The organism is Mycolicibacterium sp. P4_G11 (genome assembly GCF_056555145.1).
In genome coordinates this window covers 48,470-70,544 of the sequence record NZ_JBFUJW010000005.1, presented here as the reverse complement: position 1 = coordinate 70,544, position 22,075 = coordinate 48,470, and the positions used below count along the sequence as shown (strand labels likewise).

Annotated in this window: 22 protein-coding genes; 12 read left to right on the top strand and 10 right to left on the bottom strand. The window is 67.8% G+C overall.

What is annotated here, in order from left to right; all coding sequences use genetic code 11:
• Positions 1–69: 69 nt before the first annotated feature.
• Together AC1U2B_RS11590 and AC1U2B_RS11585 are read left to right on the top strand one after the other, a co-directional pair.
• Positions 70–1,068, top strand: coding sequence for an acetyltransferase Pat (locus tag AC1U2B_RS11590; RefSeq protein ID WP_480216913.1), 999 nt, complete (start codon positions 70–72; stop codon positions 1,066–1,068).
• On the top strand, positions 1,068–1,904 hold the full coding sequence (locus AC1U2B_RS11585) for a shikimate 5-dehydrogenase (RefSeq protein WP_480216912.1): 837 nt from the start codon (positions 1,068–1,070) through the stop codon (positions 1,902–1,904). Before AC1U2B_RS11590 ends, AC1U2B_RS11585 begins: the two co-directional genes overlap by 1 nt.
• 12 nt (positions 1,905–1,916) lie before the next feature.
• Here AC1U2B_RS11585 and AC1U2B_RS11580 read toward each other — a convergent pair whose 3' ends face one another.
• Positions 1,917–2,618 carry an LpqN/LpqT family lipoprotein gene (locus AC1U2B_RS11580; RefSeq protein WP_043398886.1) on the bottom strand — a complete coding sequence of 234 codons (702 nt, stop codon included), beginning with the start codon at positions 2,616–2,618 and terminating at the stop codon, positions 1,917–1,919.
• Positions 2,619–2,766: 148 nt separating this feature from the next.
• Between AC1U2B_RS11580 and AC1U2B_RS11575 the strand changes: the two genes are divergently transcribed.
• Complete coding sequence (locus tag AC1U2B_RS11575) at positions 2,767–3,441, top strand: DUF5642 family protein (protein ID WP_480216911.1); 675 nt, start codon at positions 2,767–2,769, stop codon at positions 3,439–3,441.
• Positions 3,442–3,451: 10 nt separating this feature from the next.
• Entirely contained in the window at positions 3,452–4,108 is a 657-nt protein-coding gene (locus AC1U2B_RS11570; RefSeq protein ID WP_480216910.1) for a DUF5642 family protein, read from the top strand.
• On the opposite strand, the gene AC1U2B_RS11565 is transcribed toward AC1U2B_RS11570, so the two are convergent.
• Together AC1U2B_RS11565 and AC1U2B_RS11560 are read right to left on the bottom strand one after the other, a co-directional pair.
• Complete coding sequence (locus AC1U2B_RS11565; RefSeq protein ID WP_043398896.1) at positions 4,109–4,720, bottom strand: alpha-ketoglutarate-dependent dioxygenase AlkB; 612 nt, start codon at positions 4,718–4,720, stop codon at positions 4,109–4,111. It lies immediately after the preceding gene.
• 41 nt (positions 4,721–4,761) lie between these two features.
• Positions 4,762–6,300, bottom strand: a complete 1,539-nt coding sequence (locus AC1U2B_RS11560; protein WP_418003407.1) for a dolichyl-phosphate-mannose--protein mannosyltransferase — start codon at positions 6,298–6,300, stop codon at positions 4,762–4,764.
• 23 nt (positions 6,301–6,323) lie between these two features.
• Between AC1U2B_RS11560 and rsmI the strand changes: the two genes are divergently transcribed.
• A complete protein-coding gene (gene rsmI / locus AC1U2B_RS11555) occupies positions 6,324–7,178 on the top strand; it encodes a 16S rRNA (cytidine(1402)-2'-O)-methyltransferase (protein WP_480216909.1) in 855 nt (284 codons plus the stop codon).
• Positions 7,179–7,253: 75 nt separating this feature from the next.
• Here rsmI and AC1U2B_RS11550 read toward each other — a convergent pair whose 3' ends face one another.
• The 5 genes from AC1U2B_RS11550 to metG all read right to left on the bottom strand — a co-directional run bounded on the left by AC1U2B_RS11550 (position 7,254) and on the right by metG (position 13,602).
• On the bottom strand, positions 7,254–8,441 hold the full coding sequence (locus AC1U2B_RS11550) for an aminodeoxychorismate synthase component I (protein WP_480216908.1): 1,188 nt from the start codon (positions 8,439–8,441) through the stop codon (positions 7,254–7,256).
• 13 nt (positions 8,442–8,454) lie between these two features.
• On the bottom strand, positions 8,455–9,369 hold the full coding sequence (locus AC1U2B_RS11545) for an RNA polymerase sigma-70 factor (protein WP_480216907.1): 915 nt from the start codon (positions 9,367–9,369) through the stop codon (positions 8,455–8,457).
• On the bottom strand, positions 9,366–10,535 hold the full coding sequence (locus AC1U2B_RS11540; RefSeq protein ID WP_480216906.1) for an NAD(P)/FAD-dependent oxidoreductase: 1,170 nt from the start codon (positions 10,533–10,535) through the stop codon (positions 9,366–9,368). Before AC1U2B_RS11540 ends, AC1U2B_RS11545 begins: the two co-directional genes overlap by 4 nt.
• 124 nt (positions 10,536–10,659) lie before the next feature.
• Positions 10,660–12,015 (bottom strand): NADP-specific glutamate dehydrogenase, encoded by a 1,356-nt coding sequence (gdhA, locus tag AC1U2B_RS11535; RefSeq protein ID WP_480216905.1) that lies wholly within the window; start codon positions 12,013–12,015, stop codon positions 10,660–10,662.
• A 9-nt stretch (positions 12,016–12,024) separates the two neighbouring features.
• On the bottom strand, positions 12,025–13,602 hold the full coding sequence (gene metG / locus AC1U2B_RS11530) for a methionine--tRNA ligase (RefSeq protein WP_480216904.1): 1,578 nt from the start codon (positions 13,600–13,602) through the stop codon (positions 12,025–12,027).
• A 25-nt stretch (positions 13,603–13,627) separates the two neighbouring features.
• Between metG and AC1U2B_RS11525 the strand changes: the two genes are divergently transcribed.
• From AC1U2B_RS11525 to AC1U2B_RS11495, 7 genes are all read left to right on the top strand, one after another.
• On the top strand, positions 13,628–14,461 hold the full coding sequence (locus AC1U2B_RS11525; protein ID WP_480216903.1) for a TatD family hydrolase: 834 nt from the start codon (positions 13,628–13,630) through the stop codon (positions 14,459–14,461).
• Positions 14,462–14,589: 128 nt separating this feature from the next.
• Positions 14,590–15,717: a resuscitation-promoting factor gene (locus tag AC1U2B_RS11520; RefSeq protein ID WP_480216902.1), complete on the top strand. Its 1,128-nt coding sequence runs from the start codon at positions 14,590–14,592 to the stop codon at positions 15,715–15,717.
• Positions 15,714–16,634: a 16S rRNA (adenine(1518)-N(6)/adenine(1519)-N(6))-dimethyltransferase RsmA gene (gene rsmA / locus AC1U2B_RS11515; RefSeq protein ID WP_480216901.1), complete on the top strand. Its 921-nt coding sequence runs from the start codon at positions 15,714–15,716 to the stop codon at positions 16,632–16,634. Before AC1U2B_RS11520 ends, rsmA begins: the two co-directional genes overlap by 4 nt.
• Positions 16,635–16,700: 66 nt before the next feature.
• On the top strand, positions 16,701–17,669 hold the full coding sequence (locus AC1U2B_RS11510; RefSeq protein WP_480216900.1) for a 4-(cytidine 5'-diphospho)-2-C-methyl-D-erythritol kinase: 969 nt from the start codon (positions 16,701–16,703) through the stop codon (positions 17,667–17,669).
• A gap of 291 nt (positions 17,670–17,960) precedes the next feature.
• On the top strand, positions 17,961–19,598 hold the full coding sequence (locus AC1U2B_RS11505; RefSeq protein ID WP_043398932.1) for a fatty acyl-AMP ligase: 1,638 nt from the start codon (positions 17,961–17,963) through the stop codon (positions 19,596–19,598).
• A 150-nt stretch (positions 19,599–19,748) separates the two neighbouring features.
• A complete protein-coding gene (locus AC1U2B_RS11500) occupies positions 19,749–20,171 on the top strand; it encodes a hypothetical protein (RefSeq protein ID WP_043398934.1) in 423 nt (140 codons plus the stop codon).
• Between the two features lie 276 nt (positions 20,172–20,447).
• Entirely contained in the window at positions 20,448–20,711 is a 264-nt protein-coding gene (locus AC1U2B_RS11495; protein WP_110788919.1) for a hypothetical protein, read from the top strand.
• Positions 20,712–20,812: 101 nt separating this feature from the next.
• On the opposite strand, the gene pth is transcribed toward AC1U2B_RS11495, so the two are convergent.
• Together pth and AC1U2B_RS11485 are read right to left on the bottom strand one after the other, a co-directional pair.
• Complete coding sequence (gene pth, locus AC1U2B_RS11490; protein WP_133763328.1) at positions 20,813–21,388, bottom strand: aminoacyl-tRNA hydrolase; 576 nt, start codon at positions 21,386–21,388, stop codon at positions 20,813–20,815.
• A gap of 6 nt (positions 21,389–21,394) precedes the next feature.
• Positions 21,395–22,057, bottom strand: a complete 663-nt coding sequence (locus AC1U2B_RS11485; RefSeq protein WP_020099098.1) for a 50S ribosomal protein L25/general stress protein Ctc — start codon at positions 22,055–22,057, stop codon at positions 21,395–21,397.
• Positions 22,058–22,075: the final 18 nt, after the last annotated feature.

Sequence of the window (22,075 nt, the reverse complement as noted above, 5' to 3'; positions counted from 1 at the left end):
AATCGTTTTCAGTAAAGGGCGGTGTCAACGGCACCACGCGGCGTGCCGTCCGCCGGTAACGTTTCCGACGTGCCGGAATCGACGACGGATGAACTGGCCTCGCTGGGTTTCTTCTCCAAGTGCCGTCAAGAGGACCTTGACCGGCTCGCGCCCTTGCTGCGTCCGTTGACGGCCGAACCCGGCGAGGTGCTGATGACGCAGGGCGAACCTGCGCAGTCGTTCATCCTGATCAGCGCCGGCAGCGTCCGGGTGACGCACACCGCCCCCGACGGCGAACTCAGCGTCCACAACCTCGGCCCGGGCCTGATCGTCGGTGAGATCGCGCTGCTGCGGGGCGGCACCCGCAACGCCACCGTGCTGGTCACCGATCCGCTGACCGGATGGATCGGCGGACACGACGCCCTGACTGCCATGCTCGACGTCCCCTGCATGGCCGAGCGGCTGGTGCGTACGGCGCGCCAACGGCTCGCGGAGTTCATCACGCCACTGCCGGTGCGGCTGAGCGACGGCAGCCAGATGTTCTTGCGGCCCGTGCTGCCCGGCGACAACCCCCGAGTGCGCCAGGGGCCCGTCGAGTTCTCGACCGAGACCATGTACCGCAGATTCCAGACCGCCTACGAACCCAGTCCCGCGCTGATGGCCTACCTGTTCGAGGTCGACTACGTGGACCACTTCGTGTGGGTGCTGACCGACGGGGCGGAGGGGCCCGACGGCCCGATGGTCGCCGATGCGAGATTCGTTCGGCTGCACGAGAACCCGACTATCGCCGAGGTGGCCTTCATGGTGGGTGACGACTACCAGGGGAAGGGTATCGGAACCTTCCTGATGGATGCGCTGGTGCCCGCTGCCCGTGGCGCGGGCATCGAGCGGTTCGCGGCGCGAGTGCTGTCCGACAACTTTCCGATGCGCAAGATTCTGGAGCACTACGGTGCGACCTGGGAACGCGACGACCGGAACATGATCGTCACCGAGTTCGACGTGCCGACACCTAAGCAATTGTCGTTGTCGCACAAGCAGTATCGCGACATCTACACGCTGGCGCAGCACGTGATCAAAGCGGTCGGCTGATGACCGACTCGCTGTACTCCGGGCGTCCGCTGCTGAACAAGGACACCTCGGTGTGTATCTCGCTGGCCGCCCGGCCCAGCAACATCGGCACGCGCTTCCACAACTACCTCTACAACGAGCTCGGTCTGGATTTCATCTACAAGGCCTTCACCACGACGGACATCGCAGCGGCGATCGGTGGTGTCCGAGCCCTGGGCATCCGCGGCTGCTCGGTGTCCATGCCGTTCAAAGAGGGCGTCATCGCACTGGTGGATGAGCTGGAAGAGTCTGCGCGCGTGATCAATTCGGTGAACACGATCGTCAACGACGCGGGCCGGCTGACGGCCTGCAACACCGACTATCTGGCGATCGCGCGGCTCATCGACGAGCACGGCCTGAAGCCCTCGGAGACGCTGCTCATCCGCGGTAGCGGTGGCATGGCCAGCGCGGTGGCAGCGGCGTTCCGGGACAAGGGATTCGAGGCGGGCACCATCGTGGCCCGCAACCAGGAGACGGGCGGGTGGCTGGCGGACCGGTTGGGGTATCGCTACGCGGCAGACGCGTCAGGTGGCGCGGACATCGTCGTCAACGTCACCCCGATCGGGATGGCGGGTGGGGCCGAAGCCGACGATCTGTCGTTCGAACCGGAAGTTATTGCGAAGGCGCACACGGTGTTCGACGTGGTCGCCCTGCCATCGGAGACCCCGCTCGTGCGCGCGGCGCGGGCGGCCGGGATTCCGGTGATCACCGGCGCCGAGGTCATCGCACTGCAGGCCGCCGAACAGTTCGAGCGCTACACCGGGGTGCGGCCCACCGCCGAGCAGGTGGCCGCGGCCTCGGTGTTCTCCCGCGCGTGAACTGCGCCTGACTCAGGGCACAGTGATCTTCAGTGACTTGTCGATCGACGACGTCGCATCCATCAGCGGCGCGATCGTCTCCTTGGTGCCGCTGGCGTTGATCTGCAGCACGATCACGCCGTCCTTGGTCGGGATGGCCGCCGTCTTCTGGGCCATCAGCCGATCCTTGCCGTCCTGGTTGTACATGCCGCCGACCTGACACGCCTTGAAGCCGGCGAGCTTGGCGTCGCAGTTGGTGCCGGCGTCCTGCCAGTTGTGCAGGTTCTGCAACTCGCCGGGCGCGTACTCCAGCACCTCGTCGGCATTGCCGCCGGGCAACTTCGAGATCAGCACGATGATCGTCGGAGGGTCGGCCTTCATGGCCGGGTCATCGAATTTGCTTGCGCTCCACGCCCATTTCGGCGTCAGCGCGCCCGCGTCCACCCAGCCCGGCGGGAGCGGCATGGTGAGCGTCGGCGCACCGGGATCGCCGGGGTGCAGCTGCTGCTCGGTGATGTTCTTCTCGCGCAGGTAGTCCCGGATGGTCTTCTTCGGCGCTGCCGGAGCCGCCGGCGCGCCGGGCGCCGACGAGGTCGGTGCGGCCGCGGCGCTGGTGCTCGAGGCGCTGCTGGACGTCGACGACGGTGCCGGTTTCGAGCCCGAGTCGCATGCACTCGCGCCCAGCGCGCTCACCGTCACGGCCAGCGCAACGCCGGCCACCTTCATCGACACCATTTCCGTCTCCTGTCGTCGGATGCAGACTACGGGGCGGACGCGGCGGGCGGCGCGAGCTTTCGGCGGTGTGCCGCGTCCGCAAAAGATGCGTCGGCGTGGCACCGGGTATCTGCCACGGTCGGCGGGTTTGCCGTGCTATCAACAGCAAATGCGCGCATTCGCGTTGTCGGCAGCGGTTCTGCTGTGCGCCGCGTGCGGGTCGACCACCGAACCCGCGCGGCCGACCACCACTGCGGCCGCGAAGCCCGCCGATCCGGCCGCCATCGGTCGGATGCGCCGGCAACTGCCCAAGGAGCTGCAGGGCTACGAGTTCGGGGCGTTGCCCGCGCCCGCCGCGCCGACGACGTTCTGGGGCATGCCGTCCGGTTCGGTTGCGGACCCGGCGGACTGTGGCGCGTTGGTGGCGGCACCGGCTGACGGGGTGCGGGGCTGGTCGGCGTCAGGATCGGGCGGCATCGTGTACGTGACCGCCGCGCCGGGCGACGCCCCGGCGACAGAGCTGGCCGGCGACTGCCAGTCCTGGACATTGAGCACCGGCCGTGCGCGCGCGGCCGTCGACCGCACCGACGCACCCCGGATCGCCGACGCCCGGACACTGGGCATGACGGCGCACATCACCACCAGTGTCGAGAACGGCGCGCAAACCCATTCGCAGGCAACGACTCTGATCGCCTACGTCGATACGCTGGCGGTTTCGGTCACCATGGTGACCGATCCGGGGGCTGTCGCGCCCGCGCTGCCCGCGGATCTCCCGGCGACGTTGTTGGACGCGGCCGTGCGGTCGGCGCGGGGCTTGCCGGCCGTGGACGGGTCGGCCCGGTAGATTCGCCACAATGCGCAGAACGGTGCTCGCGGTGGCCTCTGCCGGTCTGGTGGCGGCATGCACGTCCCACGCCCAGGTGGTCGCCGACCCCGACATCACCAAAATCCTTGATCTGAAGGGCACTTTCGGGCCCGAATACCAGGTCAAGACGGTTGCGCCGACGGGTATCGACCCGCGCGCGTTCGCCCCGCAGACACTGCCCCCTGGCCTGAAATTCGAGCCACCGGACTGCGCCAAGTTCGCCTCCGGCATGGCCGTCTCACCCGGCGCCAAGGGCAACATGACCGCCGTCACCGCAGAAGGCCAGGGCAACCGGTTCGTCATCCTGGCGGTGGAGACGTCCGAACCGATCGCTCCGGCCGATCCGGGTGACGCCTGCAAGAAGGTGGCCTTCTCCGGTGCGGGGCTGCGGGGTCTGGTCGAAGAGGTACAGGCACCGGCCATCGACGGGGTCAAGACCGTCGGCACGCATCGCATTCTCGAGACGGTGGCCAACGGCAAGCCCGCCACCGGCCAGCTCTACAACTACGTCGCCGGTTTCGGCAGGTTCCTGGTGATCGTCACCGCCAACTCGCTCGTCGTGCCGGACCGGCCCGTCGTGCCGGTGAACACGCAGCAGGCGACGGAGCTGCTGACCAAGTCGGTCTCGACGGTCAGGGGCCAGTAACTAGCGCACGTCGCGTGGCCGGAACTGGATGCTGATCCGCGGTCCGGTGGGGCGGGCGGTCTTGGGTACCGCGTGCTCCCAGGTGCGCTGGCAGGCGCCGCCCATCACCAGCAGGTCGCCGTGGCCCTGCGGTAGCCGGACGCTGGTGCGCCTGCCGTCTGCGGCGGCAGTACGCGGGCGCAACGCGAAAACCCTTGTCGCCCCGAGGCTCAGCACCGCGACCATGGTGTCCTGGGTGCTGCTGCGGCCGATGGTGTCGCCATGCCATGCCACGCTGTCGGCGCCGTCGCGATACAGGCACAGGCCCACGGTGGTGAACGGCTCGCCGAGTTCGTGGGCGTAGGCGTCGTTGAGCCGCACCCGCAGCCGCGCGAGCCCGGGATGCGGCGCCCGCTCCCGGGCCAGGTCGTGGAAGCTGACGAGACGCGGTACGTCGAGCACCTTGTCGTACATCTGGCGCTGCTCGGCGCGCCACGGAATTGCGGTCAGCAGTTCGTCGAAAAGGGTGTCGGCGCCCGTGAGCCAGCCGGCGCGGACGTCGACCCAGGCGCCGTCGTCGAGCCACCGCCGTTCGGCATGGTCGAACAGCGAACCCTGAACCGCCAAGGACACCCCGCGATCCTATCGCACAGGCGTTCGATGCGCCGGAGGGATCACCGCCAGGAGGGCAGCACGATCTCCATGTTCCAGGTGGACGGCGAGATCGGCAGCCCGGTCAGGATCGGGTACATCCAGGCGAAGTTGGTGATCACCAGCGCCACGTAGAAGCAGACGACCAGGAGCCCGAGTGTTCGTCGTTCCGGTTCTGTCGATCGTGGATAGAGGATGTCGCCGAGGATCAGCGTGATCAGGATGATCAGGAACGGCGCCATGGGCGTCGCGTAGAAGAAGTACATCTGCCGGTCGATGTCGGCGAACCACGGCAGGTATCCCGCGGCGTAGCCGGTGAGCGCGGCCGCGTACCGCCAGTCGCGTCTGACGAACGTCCGCCACACGGCCCAGGCCAGCACCGGCACCGCGATGAACCACATGGCCGGCGTCCCCGCCAGCATGACGGCCTTGACGCACGACTGCGCGCCGCAGCCCGGCACGTTGTTGTTGTCGATGGCGTAGAGCACGGGCCGCAGCGACATCGGCCATGTCCACGGCTTCGACTCCCACGGGTGGTGATTGCCGGCGGCGTTGGTCAGCCCGGAATGGAAGCGGTAGACGTCGTGCGTGTAGTACCAGAGCGAGCGCACCGTGGCCAGTGGCCCTTCGCCGATGTTCCGGCCCTCCATGTGCCGGTCGATCGCGGTCTCGGAGGCGAACCACGGCGCGTAGGACGCCAGGTAGACGCCGACCGGGATGAGCGTCAGCGCCCACATGCCGGGCAGGACATCGCGCCGCAGCGCGCCCAGCCAGGGTCGCTGCACGCGGTACGCGCGCCGGGCCGCGATGTCGAACGCGACGGTCATCAGGCCGAAGAACACCATGTAGTAGAGGCCCGACCACTTCACCGCCAGCGCGAGCCCCAGCAGCACACCGGCACCGAAGCGCCACCACCGCACGCCGAGCCGCGGACCCCACACCGTCTCGGCGATGCGGCCTTCGGTCATCGCGACGTGCATGCGGGCGCGCACCTGGTCGCGGTCCACGAGGAGCGCGCCGAACGCCGCCACGATGAACACCGTCTGATAGACGTCGAGCAGGGCCGTGCGCGCCGAGACGAAGCTGACGCCGTCGGCGATGATCAGCAGCCCGGCGATGCCGCCCAACAGAGTCGAGCGCGTCATGCGCCGCACGATCCGCGCGACCAGCAACACCAGGATGACGCCGCATACCGCGCCCGAGAACCGCCAGCCGACGCCGTTGTAGCCGAAAATCCACTCGCCGATGGCCATCAGCTGTTTGGCGACCGGGGGATGCACCACCAGGCCGTAGCCGGGGTTGTCCTCGACGCCGTTGTTGTGCAGCACCTGCCAGGCCTGCGGCGCGTAGTGCTTCTCGTCGAAGATCGGGGTGCCCGCGTCGGTGGGTGAGCCCAGGTTCAGGAACCGGGTGATCATGGCCAGCGCGGTGATCACCGCGGTCATGGTCCAGCCGCGCAGCCGGTCGGTGGGGCCGAAATCGGCGGCGGGCGTCAGCGGCGCCGGACTGATCACGGGGACCTCGCGCTCGGCCTCGGATGCGTCGAGAGCGGGGGCGGTCACGTCAGCGATCGTAGGCTGTCCCGGTGACATCAGTTTCTGGTCCACTCGCGGACGCCGGTCGGCTGCTGCTCGCGGCCACTCCGTTGGGCCAGCCCGGCGACGCTTCGGCCCGCCTGATCGAAGCGCTGGGCAGTGCCGACGTGATCGCCGCCGAGGACACCCGACGGGTGCGCGCGCTGGCGGCGTCGCTGGATGTCCGTCCTGCTGGGCGCATCGTCAGCTTCTTCGACCAGAACGAGGCGTCCCGGGTGGCGGGGCTCGTCGAGTCGGTCGCCGCGGGGGAGACCGTGCTGGTGGTCAGCGATGCCGGGATGCCCTTGATCAGCGATCCGGGATACCGCTTGGTGGCGGCGTGCGCCGAGGCGGGTCTGCCGGTCAGCTGCCTGCCGGGCCCGTCGGCGGTGACGACGGCGCTGGCGGTGTCCGGGCTGGCCTCGGACCGGTTCTGCTTCGAGGGCTTCGCACCGCGCAAGGGCCGGGCAGCGTGGCTGGCCGGGTTCACGACCGAGCGACGGACGTGTGTGTTCTTCGAGTCACCGCGCCGCCTGGCCGAGACCTTGGCCGAGGCAGTGACCGCACTGGGGCCGGATCGGCGCGCTGTGGTGTGCCGCGAGCTGACCAAGACCCACGAGGAGATCAAGCGCGGGACGCTGGGGGAGTTGGCCGAGTGGGCCGCCGACGGCGTGCTCGGTGAGATCACCGTGGTACTGGCAGGAGCGACGCCGGTGGCGGACATCGGCGCGTTGGTCGCGCTGGTGCAGGAATTGGTCGACGACGGAGCGCGCGTCAAAGACGCCTGCGCTCAGGTGATCGCCGAGAACCCGGGTGCGCCGTCGCGCCGTGAGCTCTACGACGCCGTCCTCAAGTCCCGCGACTGACAGTTCTTCCGCGAGCAGACGCAAAACTGTCGTTTTCCCGCGAAATTCGACAGTTTTACGTCTGCTCGCGGATGGTCAGGGGCCGACGATGGCGGCGGCCTTGTGCAGGCACTCTTCCCACTCGCGGTCGGGGTCGGAGTCGGCGGTGATGCCGCCGCCGACGCCCAGGATCGCCGCGCCGTCGGCGTCGAATTCCACCGTGCGGATCGCGACGTTCAGTTCGGTGCCCGCCAGAGGTGACGCCAAACCAACGGTCCCGCAATAGATTCCGCGATCGTAGGGTTCCCATTCGGCGAGGAGTTCGCGGGCGCGGCATTTCGGGGTGCCGGTGACGGAGGCGGGCGGGAAGGTGGCGTCCAGGACCGCCGCCATCGGCGTCGCGGCCGGGACCTGTGCGGTCACCGTGGACACCAGATGCCAGACGCCCGGGGCGGGTTTGACCGCGAGCAGTTCGGGAACCCGGACCGACCCGGTGGTGGCGACACGGCTCAGATCGTTGCGAACCAGGTCGACGATCATGATGTTCTCGGCGACGTCCTTGACCGACGACGCCAGCTCCGACGGCGAATGATAAAGGGGGAGCGTGCCTTTGATGGGGCTAGAGGTGACGACCTCGCCGCGGCGGCTCAGGAACAACTCCGGCGACAGCGACGCCACCGCACCCCACTCGCCCGCGACGAACGCGGCCCGGGCCGGTGCGGTCCGCGCGACGGCATCGACGAAAAAGTCAACGGGCGCACCGGTTATCCGTCCGGTGAAGCGGGTACAGACGCAGGCCTGGTACACCTCGCCGGCGGCGATCGCCTCCAGGCAGGCCAGCACGCCGGCGCGGTGACTGGTGCGGTCCGGCTGACGCCAGTCAATCGAGTACGGCGCGGGCGCCGCCGGTTCCAGGTCGGCGAGCCATTCGGGAAGCGTTGCCCCGGAAAGGCTTTCGTACCACCAGTGCCCGGCCGCGTCCTGCCGGAGCACGCAATCCGACCAGCCGCCCGCGGCCATCGGTATGCGGCCGACACCGTCCGGGTACGACAGGTAGCCGAACCAGCCGCCGCCGATCACCTCGCCGGAACCCGGTGGCGCATCGAAGACTTCGGTGGCAGTCACCGGCTCGATGGAGACGCTCGGCGCGATGACGGCCGTCGCGCCGAACCAGTCACCCAGCAGCGCGGCCGGCGGGGGCAGGCTGCGCCGAGCGGCGGCGTCGGCGACAGCCTTCAAGACCCCCGGGGCGGCGCCCAGGTCGGCCAACCGCTCGACTCGCACGCCCCACAGCTTGTCAGACGGTGCGGCGGATCTCCCGCTCGACCAGCACTCCACCGAGCTTGTCGGGATTGCGCATGGCGTAGAAGTGGCTGATCTGGCCGTCCTCGATCTCGATCAAGATGATGCCCTCGAGGTGCTCGCCCAGGTACAGCACCAGCGCCGGGGCGTTGTTGTAGGTCGCGAGGTCGATGCGCGCTTCGTAGTCCGCGGCGCCGCGCATGAGCCCCAGCACCAGGCGCCCAACCCGGTCCGGTCCGTACACCGGCCGACGGGCGGCACTGACCTTGCCGTCGCTGTCGGCGGTCCAGGTGACATTCGGAGCCAGCAGCGTCATCAGGCCGTCCAGGTCGCCGGTCGCGGCCGCCGTCAGGAACTGGGTGGTCACCTCCGCCGATTTTTCGGTGTCGGGCGTGAACCGCTTGCGCCGGGCCTGCACATGCTCGCGCGCCCGGTGCGCCACCTGGCGCACCGCCGCGGTGGATTTGCCCACGGCCCCGGCGATTTCGTCGTAGTCGAACCCGAACACCTCTCGCAGCACGAACACCGCCCGCTCGTCGGGGCCCAGGGTCTCCAGGACCACCAGCATGGCCATCGAAACCGATTCGGCGAGAACGACATCCGACGACGCGTCGCGCTCGTCGAGCAGCAGTGGCTCGGGCAGCCATGGGCCGACGTACTCCTCCCGGCGCCGGGCGCCGGCCCGCAATGCGTTCAACGCCTGCCGGGTGACCAACTGGGCCAGGTAGGACTTGGTGTCCCGTACCGTCTCGAGATCGACGTCGGCCCACCGCAGATAACTGTCCTGCAGCACGTCGTCGGCTTCCGTTGCGGAGCCCAGGATTTCGTAGGCGATGGTGAAGAGCAGCGGCCGCAGGTGGGTGAACCGCTCGGCGTGTTCACCCCCTGCTGCTCCGGTGGAACCGGTCATGCGCTGACGGCCTCCGCCAGACGCTCGGCCCGCTTGCCACCCTTCATCACGAACACCGCGCTCGGCTTGTTTGCCGCGCGCCGGATGCCCCACAGCGTGCCCTTGCAGATGGCTTCCTTCAGCTTGGCGCCGACCCGTCCACCGATGTAGTAGTTCGTCGACGAATCGTCCTTGCGAGCGATCTGGATGGTCGCTGTGTGGCGGCCCAGGCTGACGCACGATCCGGCGAACACCGGGTCCAGCGCCGCCGGCTCGGTGCCGGCGATGCGGCTCAGCACAGTGCCCACGGCGGTCACGGTGAGCGGGCTCGAGGCCTGGCAGCTCATCCGCAGCGGCTGCCCCGACGGCGCGGCGGCGTCGCCGGTAGCCACGATCCGCGGATCGTCGATGCTGGTCAGGGTTTCGTCTGTCAGCAGCCGGCCCAGTTCGTCGGTGCGCAGCCCGCTGGCGGCGGCCAGCTCCGGGGTGCCGAAGCCGGCGGTCCACACCGTCACGGCGCTGCTGATGAAGCGTCCGTCGGCCAACGTCACCCGGTTGGCGGTGATGGAGCTGACGTCACCCTCGACGACCGTCACGCCCAGCTTGGCCAGGGCCTTGGCCACCGAGCGGCGTGCCGGTGCGCTCATCGACGGCGCCAGCTTGCTGCCGACCAGCACGACGTTGCGGCCGGCTTCGGCGAATTCGGAAGCGGCCTCGATGCCGGTCAGGCCGGCGCCGACGACCACCATCTGCGCGGACAACGGCACGTCCTGCAGCCGGGCTGCCAGCCGCTCGGCCTGCTCGAATTCGGCCAGCGGATAGGCGAATTCGGTGGCGCCGGGCACCGATGCCGGGACGGTTCCGGTGCTGCCGACGGCGTAGATCAGGTAGTCGTAGTCCAGCGTGTCGCCGGACGCCAGTTCGACGGTGCGGGTTGCGGCGTCGATGCGGGTGGCGGTGTCGACCACCAGGCGGACGTCGTCACCGAGCAGGGTGTCGTAGCCGACGGTGGCGTCGTAGTTTCCGGCCGCGTGCTGGTGCAGGCGGATGCGCTCGACGAACTTGGGCCGCGGGTTCACCAGGGTGACGGCCACATCGTCGCGCATCCGGACGCGATTGGCCGCCAGAGCGCCGGCGTAGCCGCCGCCGATGACGACGACGCGGTTGGGCTTCTGGTTTCCGGTCATCACTGCATCTCCTTCGGGTTGGTTATGCCCTCAAGACACCAGCGGCGCCCGGAATGTGACAAACCTACCCACAGATGTGGCCCAGATCACTCGACGCCGGCGTCGATCGCGGTCAACGCCCAGGTCAGACGACTCCGAGCGCCGACATCGCGTCGGCGACCCGGATGAAGCCGGCGATGTTGGCCCCGGCCGCGTAGTTGCCCGGCTGTCCGTACTCGTCGGCGGTGCTCAGGCAGCGGTCGTGGATACGGCCCATGATCTCGGCCAGCCGCTGCTCGGTCTCCTCGAACGTCCACGAATCCCGCGACGCGTTCTGCTGCATCTCCAGCGCACTGGTGGCGACGCCGCCGGCGTTGGCGGCCTTGCCGGGCGCGAACGCGACCTTCGCCTCGGTGAACAGCTTCACCGCCTCCGGGGTGCACGGCATGTTGGCGCCTTCGGCGACGATCCGGCAGCCGGACTCGATCAGCGCCTTCGCGTCGTCACCGTCCAATTCGTTCTGTGTGGCGCAGGGCAGCGCGATGTCGCACGGCAACTGCCAGATCGAGTTGTCTTCGACGAATTGCGCGCCGCCACCACGCATTTCGACGTACTCGGAGATCCGGCCGCGGCGCACTTCCTTGAGCTCCTTGAGGAGTTCGAGGTCGACGCCCTTCTCGTCCACGATGTAGCCGCTGGAGTCCGAACAGCCGATGACGGTGCCGCCGAGCGCGTGCACTTTCTCGATGGCGTAGATCGCGACGTTGCCCGACCCGGATACCACCACCTGCTTGCCGTCGAACGATTGCCCTGAGCTGCGCAGGATTTCGTCGACGAAGAACACCGTGCCGTAGCCGGTGGCTTCGGTGCGGACCTGCGAACCACCCCACGTCAGGCCCTTACCGGTGAGGACGCCCGACTCGTAGCGGTTGGTGATGCGCTTGTACTGACCGAACAGGTAGCCGATCTCGCGGCCGCCGACGCCGATGTCGCCGGCGGGGACGTCGGTGTACTCACCGATGTGCCGGTACAGCTCGGTCATGAACGACTGGCAGAACCGCATCACCTCGTTCTTGGAGCGGCCTTTGGGGTCGAAGTCCGACCCGCCCTTGCCGCCGCCGATGGGCAGGCCGGTCAGCGAGTTCTTGAAAATCTGTTCGAAGCCAAGGAATTTCACGATGCCCAGGTACACCGACGGGTGGAACCGCAGGCCACCCTTGAACGGGCCAAGCGCGGAGTTGAACTCGACGCGGAAGCCGCGGTTGATCTGCTCGGCACCGGCGTCGTCGATCCACGGCACGCGGAAGATGATCTGCCGTTCCGGCTCGAACAACCGGCGGATGATGGCGGTGTCGGAGTACTCGGGGTGCTGGTCGACGACCGGGCCCAGGCTGGTCAGAACCTCGTAGACGGCCTGGTGGAATTCGATCTCGCCCGCGTTGCGGCGGGTGACTTCCTCGTAGACGTCGTGCAGCCGCTCGTGTAAGCCGTTCTGCGCCATATTTTCTCGCTACTCCTTGGTCTCCGCTTGGTAGCGGGGAAAAACGCCCTCGGGTGTCGGCAGCACCGTTCCCGGTGCCAGTCGGGTACCGACGGCGCGGAAGTCCCGCGCCGAGGCGTCCTGCCCAAGAAGATCGAGCAGCTTCCCCCCTGATGCCGGCATCACCGGCTGTACCAGCAGCGCGGCGATCCGGACCGCCTCCAGCGTCGTGTATAGCACCGTGCCGAAGCGGGCCTGGTCCGACTCAGCGGGAGACTTGCGCAGCACCCACGGCTCTTCGGCCGAGAAGTAGCGATTGGCCGCGCCCAGCATCAGCCAGATCGCTTCCAGCGCCAGATGCATGGCCGGCACGTCGTAGTGGCCGCGCACGGTGTCCAGCAGATCATCGGCCTGCTTGAGCAACTCGAGGTCGGCGGCGGTGAATTCGCCTGGCTCCGGGACGATTCCGCCGAGGTTCTTGTTGACCATCGACAGCGAGCGCTGCGCCAGGTTGCCCAGCTCGTTGGCCAGGTCGGCGTTGATCCGGCCGATGATGGCTTCCTCGCTGTAGCTGCCGTCCTGGCCGAAGGACACCTCGCGCAGGAAGAAGTAGCGCACCTGGTCCAGGCCGAAGGCGTCGATGAGTGCGATGGGGTCCACCACGTTGCCCACCGACTTGCTCATCTTCTCGCCCTTGACGTTGATGAAGCCGTGCGCGAAAACCCGTTCCGGGAGCGCGATTCCGGCCGACATCAGGAACGCCGGCCAGTACACACTGTGGAACCGGATGATGTCCTTGCCGATCATGTGCAGGTTCGCGGGCCAGTACTTCTCGAAGGCCTCGCCCGCGGTGTCCGGAAAGCCAACGCCCGTCAGGTAATTCGTCAGCGCGTCCACCCACACGTACATGACGTGCTCGGGGTGGTCGGGGACCGGGACGCCCCAGTCGAACGTGGTCCGCGAGATCGACAGGTCCTTGAGTCCGCCCGAGACGAAGCTGACGATCTCGTTGCGGCGCACATCGGGGCCGATGAACTCGGGGTGCTCCTCGTAGTGCGCCAGCAGCCGGTCGGTGTAGGCCGACAGCTTGAAGAAGTAGGTCTGTTCCTCGGTCCACGTGACCGGTGTGCCGGTCTCGATGGCGAAGCGGCCGCCGTCCCGGACCTCGGTCTCGTCCTCGGCGAAGAAGCGCTCGTCGCGGATGGAGTACCAACCCGCGTAGGTGCCGAGGTAGATGTCCCCGGCGTCGTTCATCCGTCGCCAGATTTCCTTGGACGCCTCGTAGTGGTCGGCGTCGGAGGTGCGGATGAACCGGTCGAAGGAGATGTTGAGCTTCTCCTGCAATGCCTGGAACACGTCGGAGTTGCGATTCGCCAGCTCCGCCGCCGAGATGCCCTCGGCCGCGGCGGCCTCGGCCATCTTCTGGCCGTGCACGTCGGTGCCGGTCAGGTAGCGGACGTCGAAGCCGTCGAGCCGCTTGAACCGGGCGATCGCGTCGGTGGCGATGTACTCGTAGGCGTGCCCGATGTGCGGCGCGCCATTCGGGTACGCGATGGCGGTCGTGATGTAGAAGGGCCCCTGGGCGCCGGGGGAATTCTGGCTGCTCATGTTGCCCCCACCTTAAGGTGTCGCTGTGAGCGCCAAACGTGAGAAGCCGCCCGCCCCGGAACCGCTGCCTGGACTGGTCGACGCCCACACCCACCTGGACGCCTGTGGTGCGACCGATGCCGAGAGCATCCGCGTGATTCTGGACCGGGCCGAGGCCGTCGGCGTCGAGAAGGTGGTCACGATCGCCGACGACCTGGAGGCCGCCGAGTGGGCGGTCGGCGCGGCCCATGCCGATCCGCGCGTGTACGCCGCCGTCGCGCTGCATCCGACTCGCGCCAACGCCCTCGACGACGAGGCCAAACGCACCCTGGAGACCCTGGCCACCGATCCGCGCGTGGTCGCGGTGGGGGAGACCGGCATCGACATGTACTGGCCGGGCAAGCTCGACGGCTGCGCCGACGAGGCGACGCAGCGCGAGGCCTTCGCCTGGCACATCGACCTGGCCAAACGCGTCGGCAAGCCGCTGATGATCCACAACCGCGACGGCGATGCCGAGGTCCTCGACATGCTCAGGTCCGAGGGCGCGCCGGAGACTGTCATCTTCCACTGCTTCTCGTCGGACGCGGAGATGGCGCGCACCTGCGCCGATCACGGCTGGCTCATGAGCCTCTCTGGCACCGTCAGTTTCCGGAACGCCCATGCGCTGCGCGAGGCCGCCGCGATCATTCCGGCGGAGCTGCTGCTGGTCGAAACCGACGCGCCGTTCCTGACGCCACATCCGTTCCGCGGGGCGCCCAATGAGTCGTATTGCCTGCCGTACACGGTCCGTGCGCTGGCCGAGATCAGAGATTCTTCAGCGGCCGAAATCGCCGCCGTGACCTCGGAAAATGCTTCGAAAAGCTATGGACTGTATCATTAGTCCAGGTTGCCGCCTCCTGGGCATGTTCGTTACCGTTCTGTGATCAACCCGGTCGAGGTGGCTTTTATGTGGTCACCGCGGCCGCTGCTCGGGGCCATCTCGGGCCCAACAGACACGGGATTGACGCCTTGAATGTTCTGAACAAGTTGCATGATGCGCGCTCGCCGATGCTGCGCGGCGTGACCGGGGCCTTCCTCGCCACGCTGACCGTCGCCGGAGGGTTCGCCGTCGCGGCCCACAAGACCGTCACCCTCACCATCGACGGCGCACCGATGACGGTGCAGACCATGAAGACCCGCATCGGCGACGTCCTCACCGAGAACGGCTTCTCCGTCGGCGAGCGCGACGACCTGTTCCCCGCGGCCGACCAGGACGTGCACGAGTCCGACAACATCGTGCTGCGCCGCAGCCGCCCCCTCGAGATCTCGCTGGACGGCCAGAACACCCGTCAGGTGTGGACCACCGCGGCCACCGTGCAGGACGCCCTCAAGCAGCTGTCCATGACCGACACCGCGCCCGTCGCGGCCGACCGCGCCACCCGCGTGCCGCTGGCCGGCATGTCGCTTCCGGTGGTCAGCGCCCGCAACGTGACGATCGTCGACGGCGGCGTGCCGCGCCAGGTGCACCTGGCCGCCGCGAACGTGGCCGGACTGCTGGCCGTCGCCGGCGTGCCGCTGGAGCAGCGCGATTCCGTCGTCCCCGCCGCGGCCACCCCGGTGACCGAGGGCATGCAGATCGACGTGACCCGCATCCGGCTGCAGCAGGTCACCACTGAATCTCCGCTGGCCCCGACGATGAACACAGTGCCCGATCCGGCGCTGAACATGAGCCGCAAGGTGGTCGAGGATCCGGGCCAGCCCGGCACCCAGAACGTCACCTTCGCCGTCGCCACGGTCAACGGTGTCGAAACCGGCCGGCTGCCGGTCTCCAATCAGGTGCTGACGCCGGCGCGGGACGGCGTCCTGCGGATCGGCGCGAAACCCGGTACCGAGGTGCCGCCGGTGACCCAACCTGCCGCCTGGGACGCGCTGGCGCGGTGTGAGTCGACCGGCAACTGGGCCATCAATACCGGCAACGGTTTTTACGGCGGAGTCCAATTTGATCAGAACACCTGGGAGCGGCAAGGCGGTCTGCGTTATGCTGCGAGAGCTGATCTTGCGACACGTGAAGAGCAGATCGCGATTGCTGAAGTGACGCGAGCCCGCCAAGGTTGGGGTGCCTGGCCTGTTTGTAGCGGGAGAATTGGGGCACGATGACGATCCGGCTACTCGGTCGAACCGAAATCCGGCATCTGGCAAAAGAGCTTGATTTCCGACCGCGTAAAGCTTTCGGACAAAACTTCGTGCATGACGCCAATACGGTGCGCCGCATCGTGTCGGCCTCCGGGGTGAACCGGCAGTCCCACGTCTTGGAGGTGGGCCCGGGTCTGGGCTCGCTGACGCTGGCGCTGCTGGACCGGGGCGCGAAGGTGACGGCCGTCGAGATCGACCCGGTGCTGGCCCGCCAGCTGCCGACGACGATCGCCGAGCACTCCCACAGCGAGATCGGCCGGTTGACCGTGCTGAACCGCGACGTGCTCGACCTGGTGCCGTCCGACCTGGACGAGCAGCCGACCTCGCTGGTCGCCAACCTGCCGTACAACGTCGCGGTGCCGGCCATCCTGCACCTGCTCTCGGAATTCCCGACCATCCGCACCGTCATGGTGATGGTCCAGGCCGAGGTCGCCGAGCGGCTCGCCGCCGACCCGGGCACCAAGGACTACGGGGTGCCCAGCGCCAAGGTGCGGTTCTTCGGCAATGTCCGGCGCTACGGCATGGTCTCGCCGACGGTGTTCTGGCCGATCCCGCGGGTCTACTCGGGTCTGGTCCGGATCGACCGGCACGAGACGACTCCGTGGCCGACCGACGACAGCTTCCGTTCGCAGGTGTTCAACCTGATCGACATCGCCTTCGCGCAGCGCCGCAAGACGTCGCGCAATGCCTTCGCCGAATGGGCGGGTTCGGGCAATGCCTCGGCCGAGCGACTGCTGGCCGCCAGCATCGATCCGGCACGTCGCGGCGAGACCCTGGCGATCGCCGACTTCGTGCGGCTGCTGCAGCGTTCGGGCGAGCTGGACCGCGAGCAGCAGGCCTCCACTCCGGAGTCCGACCAGCAGGTCGACGCCAACCACTGAGCCTGTCTGACAGGGTTTCTCACCACTTGGTGTTGTGGCCCTCGCCGCGGGCGTTACTGTCGTGACGTGTCTGCGTCGGATGGAAATACCGCTTCTGAGTGGGTACCCACAGGTTCGGTGACCGTCCGCGTGCCGGGCAAGGTGAACCTGTACCTCGGCGTCGGTGACTGCCGCGATGACGGCTACCACGAGCTGACCACGGTGTTCCACGCCGTCTCCCTGTTCGACGAGGTGACGGTCCGCAACGCCGACCTGCTGTCGGTGGAGATGCTCGGGGACGGCGCCGAGGGACTGCCGACGGACCACCGCAACCTCGCCTGGCGGGCCGCCGAACTGATGGCCGAGCACGTCGGCCGGGCGCCCGATGTCGCCATCTCGATCGACAAGTCGATTCCCGTCGCCGGCGGTATGGCCGGCGGCAGCGCCGACGCGGCGGCCGTGCTGGTCGCGATGAACAATCTCTGGGAGCTGGGCGTGCCCCGGCGGGACCTGCACGCGCTGGCCGCCCGACTGGGCAGCGACGTGCCGTTCGCGCTGCACGGCGGTACCGCGCTCGGGACCGGCCGCGGCGAGCAGCTGGCGACCGTGCTGGCGCGCAGCACCTTCCACTGGGTGCTGGCCTTCGCCGAGGGCGGACTGTCCACGCCGAAGGTGTTCGCCGAACTGGACAACCTCCGGGCCGACGCCCGGGACGGTGGGCCGCCCTCGCTGGACGACCCCGAGCCGCTGCTGGCAGCGCTGGCGTCCGGCGACCCGCGTGAACTGGCGCCGCTGCTGGGCAACGATCTGCAGTCGGCAGCCGTCAGCCTCGACACCGGGCTGCGGCGCACCCTGCGGGCGGGCGTCGAAGCCGGGGCGCTGGCGGGCATCGTGTCCGGTTCGGGGCCCACGTGCGCTTTCCTGTGTGCCTCCGCGGAGCACGCGGTCGAGGTCGGCACCCAACTTTCCGGCGCCGGGGTGTGCCGGACGGTACGCGTGGCCAGCGGCCCGGTGCACGGCGCCAGGGTGGTACCGGCGCCCAGTCGGCAGGCCTGATCGCGGTGTGACTCAGCACTCAATTCGGCTAAGAGTTTGTTAGCTACTTAAGAGTCTCTTAAGATGATCGATGGTGTCTGCCAGCGGCCAGGCGTGGAACGCAATGGTTTCTCTCACCGGCGGTGTCGGTGAGGGATCGAGACGTGCCAGGGCAGCGTCGCCCGCGCACTCGGAGCCATCGATTCGAGATATAACCGCGGCCGAATTGTGCGTGCGCGCCTCTACAAGTGCGCCTGGCACCGGACGGACTATGGAACGACGGGCAGTGGCGCCTGACCTCAGGAGGTTGTCGTGAGCCGATTTACCGACAAGATGTACTACAACGCACGTACATCGCAGCGGGGCATGGTCACTGGTGAGCCGCACGAGCCAGTGCGCCACACCTGGGGCGAGGTCCACGAGCGGGCCCGGCGCATCGCCGGTGGCCTGGCCGCTGCCGGAATCGGTCTCGGCGACAAGATCGGCGTGCTGGCCGGCTACCCGGTGGAGATCGCCCCGACCGTGCAGGGCATCTGGATGCGCGGCGGCAGTCTCACCATGCTGCACCAGCCGACGCCGCGGACCGACCTGGCCGTCTGGGCTGAAGACACCATGAACGTCATCAGCATGATCGAGGCCAAGGCCGTCATCATTTCCGAGCCGTTCCTGGTCGCCGCCCCCGTGCTGGAAGAGAAGGGCCTGCTGGTCCTCAAGGTCGGCGACCTGCTGGAAGCCGAGCCCATCGACCCCGTCGAGACCGGCGAAGACGACCTCGCGCTGATGCAGCTGACGTCAGGCTCGACCGGCTCGCCCAAGGCCGTCCAGATCACGCACCGCAACATCTTCTCCAACGCCGAGGCCATGTTCATCGGCGCCGAGTACGACGTCGACAAGGACGTCATGGTCAGCTGGCTGCCCTGCTTCCACGACATGGGCATGGTCGGCTTCCTCACCATCCCGATGTACTTCGGTGCCGAGCTGGTCAAGGTCACGCCGATGGACTTCCTGCGCGACACCCTGCTGTGGGCCAAGCTCATCGACAAGTACAAGGGCACCATGACGGCGGCCCCGAACTTCGCCTACGCGCTGTTCGCCAAGCGCCTGCGCCGGCAGGCAAAGCCGGGCGAGTACGACCTCTCCACCCTGCGGTTCGCGCTGTCCGGCGCCGAGCCCGTCGACCCCGCCGACGTCGAAGACCTGATCGACGCCGGCAAGCCGTTCGGCCTGCAGCCGTCGGCCATCCTGCCGGCCTACGGCATGGCGGAGACCTGTCTGGCCGTGTCGTTCTCGCCGTGCAACGCCGGCCTGGTCGTCGACGAGGTCGATGCCGATCTGCTGGCCGCGCTGCGTCGCGCCGTGCCCGCGGCGAAGGGCAACACCCGTCGCCTCGCCTCGCTGGGTCCGCTGCTGCGCGACCTGGAGGCCCGCATCGTCGACGAGGACGGCAACGTCCTGCCCGAGCGCGGTGTCGGTGTCATCCAGCTGCGCGGCGAATCGGTCACCCCCGGCTACATCACCATGGCCGGTTTCCTGCCGACGCAGGACGAAAACGGCTGGTACGACACCGGTGACCTCGGCTACATCACCGAAGAGCAGAACGTGGTGGTCTGCGGTCGTGTGAAGGACGTCATCATCATGGCGGGCCGCAACATCTACCCGACGGACATCGAGCGGGCCGCCGGCCGCGTGCAGGGCGTGCGCCCGGGCTGCGCCGTCGCGGTGCGCCTCGACGCCGGTCATTCGCGTGAGACCTTCGCCGTCGCCGTCGAATCGAACGCCTGGCAGGACCCGGTGGAAGTGCGCCGGATCGAGCACCAGGTCGCGCACGAGGTCGTGACCGAGGTCGACGTGCGGCCGCGCAACGTGGTCGTGCTGGGCCCGGGCACCATCCCGAAGACGCCGTCGGGCAAGCTTCGTCGCGCGAACTCGGTGGAACTCGTCACCGGCTAGGTTTCGTGCACAGTCATGAAAAACCCCGATTTCCTCGGAAATCGGGGTTTTTTACGTTTTTCTCGCGGGCGGGGCTGCTCGCTTCGCTGAGCGAAAGCTGTGAGTGCCGGGTAATCTCGCTGAATTATTGACGAGAGGACCGGCGTATTCATGGGGCGTGTGATTGCGGCTGTGGTGGCGGTGTTCGGCGCGTGCGTCATCGCCGCGGTGCCGGCTTGCGCTGAAGCTCCAGCGGGCTTGGTCGAGGACACGAATGACATCGCCGCGGCGGTCGGCTCCGGGGTGCGGGGCAGCGACATCGTCGGCTTCTCGGCAACCGGGCCCGACGTCCCTGCTGCCTCCGCAGCGGTGATCGCGGCGTGTAAGCGTGCCGGTGCGGTCCAGTGCACCAGTGACGAGGTCACCAACGACCGGTTGTGCATCGTCAATGTCAACGCCCCTGAAACCGGTGTGGTGGCCGGCGGTGCCGGACGCACGGTCGAGGAGGCCCGCCAGGACGCGTTCAACCGGGCTGCAGCCAACAAGACGCCGCTCGATCCCGATTCCCGAACCTTGGCGTGGTCCTGCCCGTGAATCGAGTCACGCAGGTGACAACCGTTATGAATTCCGTTGCGCGGGATGGTTCCTCGACCATCCGGTGACCTTGCTCACCGGTTTTTCAGAGGTTGCCAGGTCAGCGTAATTCTATGAATCCCTTATATGTGAGTTCGTCATGAGTTAATGGCGCGGTCATCTGGCTGAAACATATAGTCGACCTAACATGCGTTATTGGAAGGCGTGTCAGTGGTTTTCAGCCCGTCGATTACGGACCGGAGACAGGCGACCTTCCCCGAATAGTGAGAAGGTGACATGACTCATCAAAGCAAGCGCAGGATGGTCGCTCTGCTGGTGGGCCTGGCCTCGGTCAGTGGCATCATGGCGCCTGTTGCAGGTGCCCGCCCGACCTGTCAGGACGCCGGAAGCCTCTCCACCTGCGAGACGAACGGCAGCGTGGCGATCAAGGCGACCCCGGGCATCCGCACTCAGGACACCACCCAGAGCTCCCGCGTGGGTGCTCAGGGCCGCCGGAGCTGCTACACCGATGCCGTTGACCGGCAACACATCTGCGGATAGCTCTGCTGGCGAACCTCCCGCGCACGCGGGAAGTACCCGCATGAGAAAACCCCCAAATTCCTTGGAGTTTGGGGGTTTTCGCGCTTTCTTGGGCAGATCGGCTACCAGGCGTGGACGGTGTTCTGCGCCGCCTCGACGCCGTGCTGCAGCAGCAATTCCGTTGCGTCGGAGGCTTGTTCGAGGATGGTGCCCAACTCGGGCCGTTCCTTCGAATTGAAGTTCTCCAGCACGAACGCCGCCGGGTCTTGCCGCCCCGGCGGGCGGCCCACGCCGATGCGGACGCGTTGAAAATCCTTGGTGCCCAGGGCGGAAGCAATGGAACGAAGACCATTGTGACCGCCCTCGCCGCCACCGAACTTGAGCCGGATGCGGCCGAAGTCGATGTCCAGCTCGTCGTGAATAACCACGATGTCGGCCGGCTCGACGGAATAGAACTTCGCCAAAGGCCCGATGTGCCTACCGGATTCGTTCATGTAGGTGCGCGGCTTGGCGAGCACCACGGACCGGCCTCCCAGCCGGCCCGTGGTGACTTCAGCTCCGGATTTCTTGTGCACCTTGAACCCTGCGCCGATGCGCTCGGCCAGGATGTCGGCAACCAGAAATCCAACGTTGTGCCGCGTTGTTTCGTAGCGCGGCCCAGGATTGCCCAGGCCGACCACCAAAAGCGGTTCGGCCAAAGCGAATTACTCCGACTCGGCAGCGGCCTCTGCGGCCGCCTCGCCCTCGGCAGCGGCCTCGCCCGAAGCGGCCTCTTCGCCGGAGCCCTCGGCCTCGAGGTCCTCAGCGGTCGGCGCCGCGACGACGTTGATGACCAGCACCTCGGGGTCGGTCACCAGCGTGACGCCCGCGGGCAGTTCGACCTGGCCGGCCAGGATCTGGGTACCGGCCTCGATGCCCTCGACCGACACGGTCAGCGACTCGGGGATCGACTGGACGTCGGCCTCGATCTGGATGGTGTTGGTGTCCTGGGCCACCAGGGTGCCGGACTGGGCGTCACCCTCGACGACGATGCTCACGTCGACGGTGACCTTCTCGCCACGCTTCACGACGATCAGGTCGGCGTGCTGGATGTTGCGCTTGATCGGGTGAACGACGACCTGCTTGGTCAGCGCGAGCTGCTCCTTGCCGGCGATGTCGAGGGTCAGCACCGCGTTGGTACCCGAGTTACGCAGCACGGCAGCGTACTCGCGGGCGTTGATCTCGAGGTGCTGCGGCTCGGTGCCGTGGCCGTACAGGACGACCGGCACGCGGCCTTCGCGACGGGCCAGACGCGAGGCGCCCTTGCCGGTCCGGGTGCGGACCTCAGCGGTCAGATTGTTCGAGGTGGGGGCCGCGTTCTTGGCCATGTGAATCGCTCCTGATGC